Source organism: Streptomyces sp. NPDC093065 (assembly GCF_044754585.1).
Taxonomy (GTDB): domain Bacteria; phylum Actinomycetota; class Actinomycetes; order Streptomycetales; family Streptomycetaceae; genus Streptomyces.
In genome coordinates this window covers 134,870-146,758 of sequence record NZ_JBIVPJ010000004.1, presented here as the reverse complement: position 1 = coordinate 146,758, position 11,889 = coordinate 134,870, and the positions used below count along the sequence as shown (strand labels likewise).

Annotated in this window: 13 protein-coding genes; 8 read left to right on the top strand and 5 right to left on the bottom strand. The window is 71.4% G+C overall.

Annotation, left to right across the window (positions count from 1 at the left end; all coding sequences use genetic code 11):
• Positions 1-56 precede the first annotated feature (56 nt).
• Positions 57-737 (bottom strand): TetR family transcriptional regulator, encoded by a 681-nt coding sequence (locus ACIQFU_RS09100; protein ID WP_402550211.1) that lies wholly within the window; start codon positions 735-737, stop codon positions 57-59.
• Between the two features lie 234 nt (positions 738-971).
• Between ACIQFU_RS09100 and ACIQFU_RS09095 the strand changes: the two genes are divergently transcribed.
• The 3 genes from ACIQFU_RS09095 to ACIQFU_RS09085 all read left to right on the top strand — a co-directional run bounded on the left by ACIQFU_RS09095 (position 972) and on the right by ACIQFU_RS09085 (position 4,801).
• The gene (locus ACIQFU_RS09095; RefSeq protein ID WP_402550210.1) at positions 972-2,015 is read left to right on the top strand and encodes a hypothetical protein; all 1,044 of its coding nucleotides are present in this window, start codon (positions 972-974) and stop codon (positions 2,013-2,015) included.
• Positions 2,016-2,261: 246 nt separating this feature from the next.
• The gene (locus ACIQFU_RS09090) at positions 2,262-2,771 is read left to right on the top strand and encodes a 2'-5' RNA ligase family protein (protein WP_402550209.1); all 510 of its coding nucleotides are present in this window, start codon (positions 2,262-2,264) and stop codon (positions 2,769-2,771) included.
• 284 nt (positions 2,772-3,055) lie between these two features.
• On the top strand, positions 3,056-4,801 hold the full coding sequence (locus tag ACIQFU_RS09085; protein WP_402550208.1) for a lysyl oxidase family protein: 1,746 nt from the start codon (positions 3,056-3,058) through the stop codon (positions 4,799-4,801).
• Positions 4,802-4,918: 117 nt separating this feature from the next.
• Here ACIQFU_RS09085 and ACIQFU_RS09080 read toward each other — a convergent pair whose 3' ends face one another.
• Positions 4,919-5,773 (bottom strand): NAD(P)H-binding protein, encoded by an 855-nt coding sequence (locus ACIQFU_RS09080; RefSeq protein ID WP_402550207.1) that lies wholly within the window; start codon positions 5,771-5,773, stop codon positions 4,919-4,921.
• 164 nt (positions 5,774-5,937) lie between these two features.
• Between ACIQFU_RS09080 and ACIQFU_RS09075 the strand changes: the two genes are divergently transcribed.
• On the top strand, positions 5,938-6,540 hold the full coding sequence (locus ACIQFU_RS09075) for a TetR/AcrR family transcriptional regulator (protein WP_402550532.1): 603 nt from the start codon (positions 5,938-5,940) through the stop codon (positions 6,538-6,540).
• Positions 6,541-6,594: 54 nt separating this feature from the next.
• On the opposite strand, the gene ACIQFU_RS09070 is transcribed toward ACIQFU_RS09075, so the two are convergent.
• Together ACIQFU_RS09070 and ACIQFU_RS09065 are read right to left on the bottom strand one after the other, a co-directional pair.
• Positions 6,595-7,113 (bottom strand): DinB family protein, encoded by a 519-nt coding sequence (locus tag ACIQFU_RS09070; protein WP_402550206.1) that lies wholly within the window; start codon positions 7,111-7,113, stop codon positions 6,595-6,597.
• On the bottom strand, positions 7,110-7,511 hold the full coding sequence (locus ACIQFU_RS09065; RefSeq protein WP_402550205.1) for a VOC family protein: 402 nt from the start codon (positions 7,509-7,511) through the stop codon (positions 7,110-7,112). The genes ACIQFU_RS09070 and ACIQFU_RS09065 overlap by 4 nt, the downstream gene beginning before the upstream one ends.
• A 78-nt stretch (positions 7,512-7,589) precedes the next feature.
• On the opposite strand from ACIQFU_RS09065, the gene ACIQFU_RS09060 reads away from it, so the two are divergent.
• From ACIQFU_RS09060 to ACIQFU_RS09045, 4 genes are all read left to right on the top strand, one after another.
• Positions 7,590-8,285 carry a TetR/AcrR family transcriptional regulator gene (locus ACIQFU_RS09060; protein ID WP_402550204.1) on the top strand — a complete coding sequence of 232 codons (696 nt, stop codon included), beginning with the start codon at positions 7,590-7,592 and terminating at the stop codon, positions 8,283-8,285.
• Positions 8,286-8,515: 230 nt separating this feature from the next.
• The gene (locus ACIQFU_RS09055) at positions 8,516-9,661 is read left to right on the top strand and encodes an FAD-dependent oxidoreductase (protein WP_402550531.1); all 1,146 of its coding nucleotides are present in this window, start codon (positions 8,516-8,518) and stop codon (positions 9,659-9,661) included.
• A gap of 55 nt (positions 9,662-9,716) precedes the next feature.
• On the top strand, positions 9,717-10,511 hold the full coding sequence (locus ACIQFU_RS09050; protein WP_402550203.1) for an alpha/beta fold hydrolase: 795 nt from the start codon (positions 9,717-9,719) through the stop codon (positions 10,509-10,511).
• Entirely contained in the window at positions 10,508-11,089 is a 582-nt protein-coding gene (locus ACIQFU_RS09045; RefSeq protein ID WP_402550202.1) for an NADPH-dependent FMN reductase, read from the top strand. The genes ACIQFU_RS09050 and ACIQFU_RS09045 overlap by 4 nt, the downstream gene beginning before the upstream one ends.
• A gap of 15 nt (positions 11,090-11,104) precedes the next feature.
• Here the strand turns inward: ACIQFU_RS09045 and ACIQFU_RS09040 are convergent, their stop codons facing one another.
• Positions 11,105-11,623, bottom strand: a complete 519-nt coding sequence (locus ACIQFU_RS09040; protein WP_402550201.1) for a hypothetical protein — start codon at positions 11,621-11,623, stop codon at positions 11,105-11,107.
• Positions 11,624-11,889: the final 266 nt, after the last annotated feature.

The following is an 11,889-nucleotide window of genomic DNA, read 5'->3' as shown; positions in this document are numbered from 1 at the left end:
TCGGCGGGGGAGTGGCGCCCCTCCCCGCGACCGCACCGCACGCTCCGGCCGCCGGCTCAGTCCTCCGCGATCACGACTGCCTGGAGTGCGCGGCCGTAGTAGCGGACCACCGTGTCGGTGTCGGCGGACGCGAGGGGTTCGAGAAGCGCGATGTAGCGCATCATGGCCAGTCCGACGAGCTGGGTGGCGATCATGCTCGTCCGGAGCGTGGCGTCCTTGCCCGTGACCACTCCGCTGAGCGCGTCGGCCAGTACCCCGGTCGCCGTCTCGCGCAGCCGGGCGGCGGCTGCCTGGTGAATGGCGGCCGAGCGCACCATGGTCATGAGTGCCGGTCGCGCCGACAGGTCGTCCCACACGGAGAGGTGGGCGCGCACCATGCGTTCCCCGACCCCCGCGCGTTCCCCACGGGCCGCGGCGGTGAGTGCTTCCCTGATCCTCCCGGGCAGCTCTAGCGCCTGGAGGAACAGGTTCTCCTTCGTGCCGTAGAAGTGGTGCACCAGTGACTGGTCCACCCCCGCCGTCTCCGCGATGCGGCGCAGGCTGGTCGAGTCGAAGCCGCGCTCGGCGAAGCAGACCCGGGCGGCGCCGAGGATCGCCTCACGGGTACGGGTCTCCCCGGGCCGTCGGCCTCCCGCATGCTTGCCCGCCGGGCCCGTCGTCCCTGCCGTCTCCACCGTGGGTCCGGGCTTCTCGGGGCCGGTACCGCTCACCTCGCGCATGTCGCGGACGCTCTCCATGGCCCCATCATGCCCTCTTCCCGCCGCTCGACAGAAAACTCATCAGGTGGTGAACTAACTGCGTGATGAGTTATATGGTGTGCCGGTCGGTGTCACCGAGCGTGTCCGACCGTCCTGTCCGCTCCGTCCGCGCCCACCGCGCGGCCGAGTCGCACGCGTGACTCCTGACGTGTTTCACCCGCCGCTCTGCCCCGCCCTGTCCGCGGAGGCAGAGCCCTTTATGGAACGGTTGCCATGTCCGCCAACCTCGCCACCTCCACATCCCCGGAACCGGGCGACGCCGGCTCCCGCGCCGCTCCGTCGCCCGGCGGCCGGAAACCGATGGCACGCCTCGCCGCCCTGGTCGCCGGTCTGACCGCCGCGATCACCCTCATGCTGTGCGCCTTCGGTCTGCCGTCGGCCGCCGGCGGCCCGCACCACGCTCCGCTCGGTGTCACTGGTCCGGATTCCGCGGTGGCCGCCGTGAAGAAGCAGCTCTCCGGCGACGACTGGGAGGTCACGGCGTACGACGACCCCCAGGCCCTCACCCGCGCCGTCGAGAACCGTGAAGCCGTGGGCGGCCTCGCCTTCGGCGGCGACGGCGTGGACGTCTATACGGCGACGGCCGGCGGTCAGCTGATCAGCGGTGCGATCAGCGGACTCGGTACCTCGCTCGCGGAGCGGCAGCACACCGCCGCCACCGTGCACGACGTGGTGCCCTTCCCCGAGGAGGACCCGCGTGGCACCGGGCTCGCCTCCGCCGCGCTGCCGATGGTCTTCGGCGGCATGCTCCCCGCCATCGCCCTCCTGCAGTTCTTCCCCGGCCACGCCGGGCGGCGGACCCGCCTCGCCGGAGTGATCGCCTTCGCGCTCGCGGGAGGAGCCGCTGTGACCGCCGTTCTCCAGTTCGGCATCGGCACTCTCGACGGCAACTACTGGATCACCTCCCTCGGCCTCGGGCTGGGTATGGCCGCACTGGCCATACCCCTCCTCGGACTTGAATCGCTGTTCGGGTATGCCGGGTTGGGTGTGGGTTCCGTCATGATGATGTTCCTCGGCAACCCGCTCTCCGGGCTCCCCACCGGCCCGTACTGGCTTCCCGACGGCTGGTCCACGCTCGGGCAGCTCCTGCCGCCCGGCGCCTCGGGCAGCCTGCTGCGCGCCAACGCCTTCTTCGGCGGCACGGGCGCGGGCGGCCCGGCGCTGGTCCTGGGCGCATGGGCCGTGGCCGGTCTCGCCCTCATGTTCGCCGCGGACCGCCGCCACAACAGGAGGACCGGCAACGCCGCAGCGGGTTGAAAGCCGCCGTGCTCTTCCCCAGGGCGAGCCGGTGATGCCCCCCCGAGCCCCGAGCGGAGGGCACCGGCCGTGTCGCGGGTCGGCCGTGCCGAAGGTGCGGCGGGCGGGCGGCCCGTGGCTGGACCGGCCCGCCCGGCCATGCGCCGACTCGTGGTCGCGGATCACTTCATGAGCGCCGGGGCATCCGCCAGGCCGTAGGGTCGGCTCGACGGGAGGACGGCGAAGCGCGGAGAGAAGGAGTGTCGGGTGCCCCGAACGGGAACGACGGCGGTGCTGGCACTGTTGCCCGACGCCGAGCCGCTGTTGCGGCTGGCCGCCGCGGTGGACGGGTCGGCGGTGCGACCGGGCGTGCCCGCACACGCCGCGCTGCTCTACCCCTGGTTGCCCTCCCACGAGGTCGAAGAGCCGCAACTGCACCGATTGCGGGCCGCCCTGCCGGTCGGCCCGGTCACCATCAGGCTGGCCGCGGTCGAACGAACCGGTGGATTCGTCGGTGTCCCGGTGCCCGAACTGGGCCACGTGGCCGATGCCGTGCGCAGCGCGTTTCCGGAACAGGTCCCCTACGGCGGCCGGTTCGGCCCCCGCCCGCCCGTGCACGTCACTGTGGCCCTGGAGTCGACGCCGCAGGCAGCCGCCGCCATCGCCCGCCGAACCGCCGCCGCCCTGCCGATCACCACGGAGGTCAAGGCCTTGCACGCGGTCGGTCTGACCCGCGCCGGCTGGCGAAACCTCGCCGAACTGCCGCTCAGCCGTTAGCGCGGCAGGCGGTCCCAGCGGACGACGCTCCGCGGGGAGCCATCGGCCGAGACGGGCGGCCATCGGCCGGCCACGCCCTCTACCAAACGACCCGGCATCGATCGGCCAGTTTCCGCGACTTCAGCCTGATTTCATCCACTGCACAGCGATCCGGCCAAGGTCCCACGGTTTCCCACCTTCTGGACAACCGGGCATTCGACCGCTCCCTCTCACAGGCGGGCACAGCAACGTGCCCGCCTGTTCCTTCCCACCGCACCCCCCAGCACCTGAAGGACGAGGGATCGATGAACAGAACGCGCACCACCCGGCTGCGGCGTCCACTGCTCACAGGAACCACCGCCTGCGCCGCCCTGGCCGTGACCGCCGGACTCGTGGCAGCCACCGCCGAGCCGGCGAAGGCCGCGACAGGACCCGAGCTGAGCCTCATCGCCGCGACCGGCTCACTCACGCTCACCTCCTGGAAGGAGGACCCGGGCGTCTACCTCGACCTCGGCACCTACCTCACCGCGGACGGCAGACCGCTGGAGCTGAAGGTGACCCGGAAGTCCTACAAGGACCCGGTGACCATCACCCAGACCGTGTACGAGGGCGGCAAGGCCAAGGCCAGGACGCTGCCCAAGGGCACGGTGAAGGACTTCTCCGGGCTGCCCGGCTTCGCGGAGATCACGATCACCGACAAGGCGGGCAAGAAGGTCCTCAGCCGGACTGAGGACTTCTGCCCGAACAACGCCAGCGGCCGGGTACGGCCCGACGCGCCCGCCACCTCCAAATATCCGGAGAGCTGCCCCACCAACCCGTTCACCCTCGGTTCGGTCTGGGGAGTCGAGAAGGGCTGGGCGGCCAACACCTACGCGGGTTCCTACACCGAGCCCGTCGCACTGGCGGCCGGGACCTACACCGCCAAGGTCGGGGTGGCCAAGAAGTACCGCGACCTGTTCGGCATCGCGAACAAGCCCGCCACCGTCGAGGTCACCGTGGTGGAGCGCAGTTACGAGGACGACGACGGCGCCGTCGGGCTGTCCGCGTCCCGGTCCGCGGCGGCGGGCGAACACGCCGGTCACGCGGCCGGCCACCAGGTCCCGGCCGCGCACCCGGGGCACGCCCCGACCCCCGCGCAGGCCGCCGCGCCGGTCACGAGTGGGGCGGGACCCTCGTACAACGTGGGCCACGGTCCGCTCAAGGCGGCGCCCCCGGCCCTGCCGTGGGCGCTGAAGAAGGACCAGGCCCTGCGCTCCCTGCCGGTCGGCGACAAGGGAGGCCAGACCGACGGCTCGCGCAAGGCCCTGGCGCTCCAGCCGCTCGCGAAGCGACCCGACGGCAAGGCCTCCGTCCCGGACGTCCCCAAACCCGACCTGCGCTCGCTGCCGGCCTACGGCATCGTCGTCAGCGACGGGGAGGAGGACGTCCCCGGCAAGGACTACCTGGCCTTCAGTGCCAACGTGTGGAACGCCGGTCCGGCGCAACTGGTGGTGGACGGTTTCCGGTCGCCCGGCAAGGCCAGGATGGACGCCTACCAGTACTTCTACGACGCCAAGGGCAAGCAGGTCGGCTACGCACCGACCGGCACCATGGAATGGGACCCGCGTCCGGGGCATGTGCACTGGCACTTCACCGACTTCGCCAGCTACCGGCTGCTGAAGGCGGACAAGAAGGAGGCCGTGCGCAGCGGCAAGGAGGCCTTCTGCCTGGCCAACACCGACGCGATCGACTACACGGTCGAGAACGCCAACTGGCACCCGTTCAACACGGACCTGTCCACCGCCTGCGGGGAGGAGAACTCCATCTCCGTCCGCGAGGTGCTCGACGTCGGCTCCGGCGACACGTACTCCCAGGACCTGCCGGGCCAGTCCTTCGACATCACGGACGTACCCAACGGCACGTACTACATCCAGGTACTGGCCAACCCCGAGAAGCGGCTCAAGGAGACCAACCTCGACAACAACAGCGCGCTGCGGAAGATCGTGCTCGGCGGCAAGCCGGACGCCCGCACCGTGACCGTCCCGGCCCACGACCTGGTGAACGAGAACTGACCTGACGCCGGCCACACCGACACCCCACCCCGAAGAGCCGACGGCCACCCACCCGGTGGCGGCGGAAGCTGAAGTCTCCGAGCCGAGCCGAGCCGGGTCGTGCCGTCCTTCCGGGCTTCAGGTGTCGATGTGGGCTGCGAGACGGTCGGCGGCGGTGCGGGGGGCGCGGCCGAGGAGTTCGGCGAGGAGGGGGTCGGCATCGGCGAAGCAGCCTGCGCGGGCTGCCTGGTACCAGGTGAGCATGAGCCGGGCCACCTGCTCCGGCACGCCGGTCGTGATCTGGCCGGTCACCCATTGTTCGTCGTCCAGGGTGACGCGCTTGACCGTGCGGCCGGTGAGGCCGGACGCGATCTCGGCGAGGTCGTCGAAGGTGACGGCGGCCGGCGCGGTGAGGGTGACAGGACCGTCGAAGGAGCGGTCACCGGCGAGGACGACCGCGGTGGCCTCGGCTATGTCGGCACGGTCGGTATACGGTACGGGCCCGTCCTGCGGCTGGGCGATCACGCCGGTCCGCTGCCAGGGGCCGAGAACCTGATCCAGCGGGCCGTACGCGCCGTTGCGCAGCGCGGTCCAGGCGACTCCGGAGTCGCCGAGGATCGCCTCGGTGGCGATGTGGATGTCCGACGGCCGGTACGGGTTGCCGGGGACGGCGCCCTGCTGGCTCGTGTAGAGGATCCGCCGGGCGCCGGCCGCGACCGCGGCTTCGACGGCGTTGCGGTGCAGGCCGACCATGTCGGCGGCCGGGTCGTTGCCGGACACCAGGAGGACCTGTTCGGCACCGTCGAACGAGTCACGCAGCGCGGCCGGGTCCTCGTAGGAGCCCTGCCGCACGCGCACGCCGCGGTCGGCAAGGTGCCGCGCCTTGGCGGCGTCGCGGACACTGACCCCGATTCGGCCGGCGGGTATGCGCCTGAGGAGGTGCTCGACTGTGGAGCCGCCCAGCCCGCCGGTGGCGCCGGTGACAACGATCATGTTCTCGACCTTCCTGACCGCCCACGGTGTCCGTCGGGGCGGTGGGCGGAATCCTAAGTTGACCAAACGGGTCAGTTTCTCGTCTGCCGACGACCGTAGGTAAGCTGACCCGACGAGTCAAGTTGCGGTGGTGAGTGACAGGGCAGGGAGAGGCGGTGAGGTTCATGGCCGGTGCGGTGCCTTCGGGATCCCGGCTGCGCGCCGACGCCCGGCGCAACTCCGAGCAGATCCGTTCCGCCGCGGTCGGTGCCTTCCAGGGGCAGGGCCTGACGGTGCCGCTGGAGGAGGTCGCCAAGGCGGCGGGGGTGAGCAAGGCCACGATCTTCAACCGGTTCGGCGGACGGATCGGCCTCATCGAGGCCGTCATCGAAGAGGTCGTGGCGAGTGAGCTGTTCGCCGTCGTCGACCACACTCGGACCATCGACGACGTCGACGAGCGGATCGCGTACTACCTCACCGCGATCCGCGACCTCCAGTACCGCCAGCCCGCCTTCAACGACGTCCTGCTGCAGACCTACCCGAACTCGCAGCAGCTCATGGAGATCTGCCGGGTCGGAACCGCCGCCAACGAAGAGTTCGTCGCGGCGGCGCGGGCCTGCGGTGTGCTGCGGCCGGAGTTCACGGCGGGCGACCTCCACGCCCTCGTCGTCGACAACGCCCTGGCCCTCAAGCACGGCGAGCGGCCTGGCCGGGACGACTACGACCGCCGCACCGTGTACCTCCTGGACGGGATCCGCGGACGCTCCTCCGCTGCCGGCGGACGGTGACAACGTCCTTGCCCGGGTGCCCCACGCCCCCCCGTGGGTGATCCGCGATCGGCTTCAGGTCAGAACCATCCACCGTCGGCCGTCGATGAGTTCCCGTGCGGCGTCCAGATGTCCGGCATGGCACGCGGTCTCGGTGACGACGTGCAGCAGGACGTCCCGAACGGTGTGCAAGTGCGGTTCGCCGAAGAGATGGTGGGGCCACCAGGCCAGGGGAGCGTCCCCATCAGCGGCGGCGAGAGCGGTGTTCGCGAGGTCCGCCTCCGTGCGGTACCGGTCGAGTACGTCGGTATGCGGTACGTCGGGATCGACCTGCCAGGCGTCGTCGATGTCGTCCAGCGCTTCGATGACGCCCTGATCACCGGTGATGACGGCACGGAACCAGAACCGCTCGACGTCGAGCGCGAGGTGCTGGACGAGCCCGAGGCAGCTCCATCCGGAGGGCAGTACGGGCCGCCGCAGTGCCTCCGGGTCCAGCCCGTCGAGTATGCCGAGGACATGGCGACGCTGGGCGTCCAGAACGGACAGGAGGCCCCGGACCTCGGTGTTGGCTGCCGGGCGCACGGTCGCGGTCACTGGGTGATCTCCCAGATGTGGCCGCTCGGATCCTTGAAGCCGGCGGTTCGTATTCCCCGGGGCCGGTCGATCGGGCCGTTCAGCAGCGTCACGCCGCGGGTGGTCAGCTCCTTGCACATCGCGTCCACATCGTCCACGGGGAGGGTGACCTGAACGCGGGAGCCGGCGTCCGGGTCGGCGACGCGCGCCGGGTCGACCGACCCGTGTGCCGCGGTGGATCGGAGCAGGTTGATGATGGTGTTCCCGAAGCTGAACACGGCCGAGTTGTCGTTCTCGTAGGTCACCGGGAGGCGGAACACGTCACGGTAGAACCGCTTCGTGGCCTCCAGGTCCTCTACGAACAGGGTGATGGCACTGATCTTTTCGGGCCACGCGGTCCCGGTCGTGGTGTGAGTCACGACTACAGAGGATCTACTGATGAGTGTCCCCTGCATAGGTGGCGGCCGGCGGCGAACGTGTTCGTTACGATCGATGTCATGAGCGCGAGAAGAGAGCCGGTCAGCCGACGGGAGCGACCGGCGAAGCCCGCCCTGTCCCGGCGCCGGATCGTGGACACGGCCGTGCGGATCATGCGGGCCGAGGGACTGGACAAGGTCACGATGCGCCGCTTGGCGCAGGAGCTGGACACCGGCCCGGCCTCCCTGTACGTCTACGTCGCCAACACCGCGGAACTGCACGCGGCCGTCCTGGACGCGCTGCTGGGCGAGGTGGACCTGAGCGGTCGGGGCGCCGGTGACGACTGGCGGGACCAGCTCCGCGCCGTCATGACGTCGTACACCCTGATGCTGTTCGAGCACCCGCAGCTCGCCCGGTCCGCGCTCGTCGCCAGGCCGAGCGGCGAGAACTACCTGCGGTTGGTGGAACGGATCCTCGACCTGCTCGCCCGCAGCGGCGCTCCCCGAGCCCAGGCCGCCTGGGGAGTGGACAAGCTGCTCCAGGACGCCACGGCCACCGCCGCGGAGCAGTCGGCGCACGAGCACGACCCCGCCTCCGCGGACGACTGGAACGCCACCGTGCGCGCGCTGCGTTCCGTCGACGAGGCCACGCACCCGGCGATCACCGCAAGCATGCCGGATCTGATCGACGGCACGGTCCGCGACCGTATGCGCTGGAGTTTCGACGTCCTCGTCAACGGAATCACGCACACCCCGGTACCCGGCCGGGCCGACTGAGCCCTCCCTCCCCGGTCCGGTGGGCCACGCCCGCCGGACCTGAACCGGCCGTGGCGACGCACACCCCGTGACGAACTTGTTCGGTACGAACATGTTCGTTACGGTGGAAGGGAGCCGAAGGGACCGCTGTGCTGCCACCGCGCGGCGCCGTCCCGCCCGGCACCGGCACCGGCGGCGACAGCCGCTCCTCGGTGCGCGCACGCGTCCGTACTCCCGCGAAGAGGTTCACGATGAGCACCACGCACTTCCCCGTCGCGATCATCGGCGGCGGTCTCGGCGGTCTTACCGCCTCCCGCACCCTGCACGTCAACGGAGTGGAGTCGGCGGTCTTCGACCTGGAGACCGGCCCGGAGGCCCGCACGCAGGGCGGCATGCTCGACATCCACGAGGAGAACGGGCAGAAGGCCCTGCACGCCGCCGGCCTGCACGACGACTTCCTCAAGATCGTCCACGAGGGCGGCCAGGCCATGCGTCTGCTGGGCCCCGACGGCACGGTGCACGTCGCCGAGGAGGACGACGGCACCGGCGCCCGTCCCGAGGTCGATCGCGGCCGGCTGCGCGACCTGCTGCTGAGCTCCCTGCCCGACGGCACGGTGCACTGGGGCCGCAAGGTCACCGGCGCCCGGCCGCTGGGCGAGGGCCGCCACGAGGTCGCCTTCAGCGACGGTTCGATGATCACCACCGACCTTCTCATCGGTGCGGACGGCGCATGGTCGCGCGTCCGGCCGCTGCTCTCCGACGCCATTCCCGCCTACACCGGCATCTCCCTGGTCGAGGCCGACCTGTACGAGGCCGACACCCGTCACCCGCGCAGCGCTGCCGTCGTCGGTGGCGGATTCTTCATCGCCCTGGGGCACGAGCGCGGCTTCCTCGCGCACCGTGAGACCGACGGCAGTCTGCACGTGTACACGGCGCTGAAGGCGGACGAAGCGTGGGTCGACACCGTGGACTTCAGCGACCACACCGCCGCAAAGGCCGAGGTCCTCGCCCACTTCCACGGCTGGGACGAGGGCCTGCGCGGCCTGGTCGCCGACGCGGAGACCCTCACTCCCCGCCGTGTCCACGCCCTGCCCGTCGGCCACCGCTGGGACCGCGCCCCGGGAGTCACCCTGCTCGGCGACGCCGCCCACGTCATGTCCCCGTTCGCGGGCGAGGGCGCCAACCTCGCCATGTTCGACGGCGCGGAGCTCGCCCTCGCCGTCGCCGCACACCCGGGCGACACCGAAGCCGCTCTGACCGCGTACGAAAACGCCCTCTTCCCGCGCAGCGAAGCCTCCGCCGCCGAGTCCGCCACCAGCCTGAACACCATGTTCGGCGCGGACGGCCTGGTGCGGATGGCCGAGTTCTTCACCAACGGCCCGGACGGAGGGCGGTGAGAACACGGCCCACCGCCGCCCGGCCCTCTCCGCGATCCGCACCCCGGAGGAACCCATGACCTCGCCGACTCCGCCCGTCCGGCACACCCTCCAGGTCAGGCCCGGTCACGGCCTGGAACTGAAAGAGGCCGGCCAGGGCGGCCCGGTCCTCGTCCTGCACGGCGGCCCCGGCCCCGGCAGCCTCTCGCCCCTGGTCGACCATCTCGCGGAACGTCACCGGGTGGTGGCCCCCACCCACCCGGGCTGGGACGGCACGGAGCGGCCCGACGACCTCGACAGCGTTCCGGCGCTCGCCGCCCTCTACCTGGACCTGCTCGACCACCTCGGCCTGAGTGACGTGACGGTGCTCGGCACGTCCTTCGGCGGCTGGGTCGCCGCCCAGACGGTCCTGGACGACCGCGAAGGCCGGATCTCCCGGCTCGTCCTCATGGACGCCATCGGCCCCGTCGTCCCGGGCCGGCAGGTCACCGCGCCCACCGGTCCGCCGCCCTCAGGGCCCGCTGCGGCCGGCGGACCCGCCCCACGAGGCGGACCGTCCCCGCAGTCGACGGCCGCCCTGCGCGCCTACGCCGGAGCGACCATGGCGGACGCCGGCCTGCTGCCCCGGCTCGCCGCCGTCACCTGCCCGGTCCTGGTCATCTGGGGCGACGAAGACACGGTCGTCACACCCGACTTCGGCCGCGCCTACGCGGCGGCTTTCCCCGACGCGAGGTTCGCGTCCATTCCCGGCGCCGGTCACCTGCCGCTCCGCGAGAGGCCGAAGGCGGTCTTCACCCTCCTCGACTCCTTCCTCACGCCCGGGGAAACGACCGCAGACCACTGCCCCCCTTCACTCCCGGAGACACGATGACGAAGATCGCGATCATCCTCGCCAGCACCCGTACCGGCCGGGCCGGCGCAGCCGTCGCGCGGTGGGTCCTCGACCAGGCTCGGCAGCGTGGCGACGCCGACTACGAACCGGTCGACCTCGCCGAGGTCGACCTGCCCCGGACCGACGAGCCGTTCCCGCCGGCCATGGGCCGCTACACCCAGCCCCACACTCAGCGGTGGGCCCGGACCGTCGCCGCCTACGACGGCTACGTGATCGTCACCCCCGAGTACAACCACTCCTTCCCCGGCGTCCTCAAGAACGCCCTCGACCGTGTCTACGCCGAGTGGCACAACAAGGCCGTCGCCTTCGTCTCCTACGGCGTCGACGGCGGCGTGCGCGCCGTCGAGGCCCTGCGCCCCGTCGTCGGCGCGCTGCAACTCGCCGACGTCTCCGCGGCCGTCGCGCTCAACCTGCGTACCGACTTCGCCGGCTTCGGCGCCGGCTTCACCCCCGGCGATCACCAGGGCCCCGCCCTGGCGACCGTGCTCGACCAACTCCTGTCCTGGAGCAGGGCCCTCGCGGCCGTCCGCACCACGGAGGCTTCCCCCGCTTCCTGACCGACCGCCCGGGCCTCACCAGTCGAAGGTGGCCTGTGGGTCCACGGTGCAGTGAGTGGTCGTGTCCACGCGGCCGGTACTGGCGACGCCGATACGGACGGTGGCTGTGTCCTTCGCCGGTACCGATGCCTGTGCACCGGCCTCCGCCACGGTGGAGCCGGTCGTGTCCTGGAGGCTGACGGAGACGGAGAAGACGCCGTCGCGTGTGTTGGGGTTGTGCACCCGGAGAGTCGCGTAAGGGTCGTCCGGGGTTGCGCAGCGCGTGAGCACGGCGGTGCCGTTCTTCATCGGCGGGGCGCTGGGGCGGGAGGGAGACGCCGCGGGGGCCGCGGGGGTGGTGGGCCGGGAGAGCCGTGAGTCGTCGGTGCCGCTGCCGTCCTTGCCGGAGGTGCTGCACTCGCTTGCGGCGGCGTCGCCGTCCCGGTCGCATCCGGGCCTGTCCTGGCCGAGGGAGCATCCGGTCAGGGCGGGCACGATCACCATGGCTGCCGCTACGACCACTTGGGCTAGTCGGGCCCGCCCCCGCGTGTACATGGCGTCAGGGTACCCGTCGCGGCGGTCACGGCCGACGGTGCGCCGGGCGTCGACCGGGGTGGAGCCCCGGTCGTACATGTGGCGTGCAGCACTCCGTGATGCCGTGCGAGACATCTGTGCGAAGGCTGCCACCGGATGTTGTGTACATTCTGTAAGGACGGCAGGGCAGTTCCTGCGGTCACGGTGCCGGGAACGCTCAGATCCGTCACCCCGGGCGTGAACTGGTCGAAAGCGGAGCGGGAAGACGGAGGCAGGGGTGGTGGCGG

Coding starts and splice junctions, on each gene's coding strand:
- ACIQFU_RS09100 (WP_402550211.1), bottom strand. CDS start 737: ATGGAGAGCGTCCGCGACATGCGCGAGGTGAGCGGTACCGGCCCCGAG.
- ACIQFU_RS09095 (WP_402550210.1), top strand. CDS start 972: ATGTCCGCCAACCTCGCCACCTCCACATCCCCGGAACCGGGCGACGCC.
- ACIQFU_RS09085 (WP_402550208.1), top strand. CDS start 3,056: ATGAACAGAACGCGCACCACCCGGCTGCGGCGTCCACTGCTCACAGGA.
- ACIQFU_RS09080 (WP_402550207.1), bottom strand. CDS start 5,773: ATGATCGTTGTCACCGGCGCCACCGGCGGGCTGGGCGGCTCCACAGTC.
- ACIQFU_RS09075 (WP_402550532.1), top strand. CDS start 5,938: ATGGCCGGTGCGGTGCCTTCGGGATCCCGGCTGCGCGCCGACGCCCGG.
- ACIQFU_RS09060 (WP_402550204.1), top strand. CDS start 7,590: ATGAGCGCGAGAAGAGAGCCGGTCAGCCGACGGGAGCGACCGGCGAAG.
- ACIQFU_RS09055 (WP_402550531.1), top strand. CDS start 8,516: ATGAGCACCACGCACTTCCCCGTCGCGATCATCGGCGGCGGTCTCGGC.
- ACIQFU_RS09050 (WP_402550203.1), top strand. CDS start 9,717: ATGACCTCGCCGACTCCGCCCGTCCGGCACACCCTCCAGGTCAGGCCC.
- ACIQFU_RS09045 (WP_402550202.1), top strand. CDS start 10,508: ATGACGAAGATCGCGATCATCCTCGCCAGCACCCGTACCGGCCGGGCC.
- ACIQFU_RS09040 (WP_402550201.1), bottom strand. CDS start 11,623: ATGTACACGCGGGGGCGGGCCCGACTAGCCCAAGTGGTCGTAGCGGCA.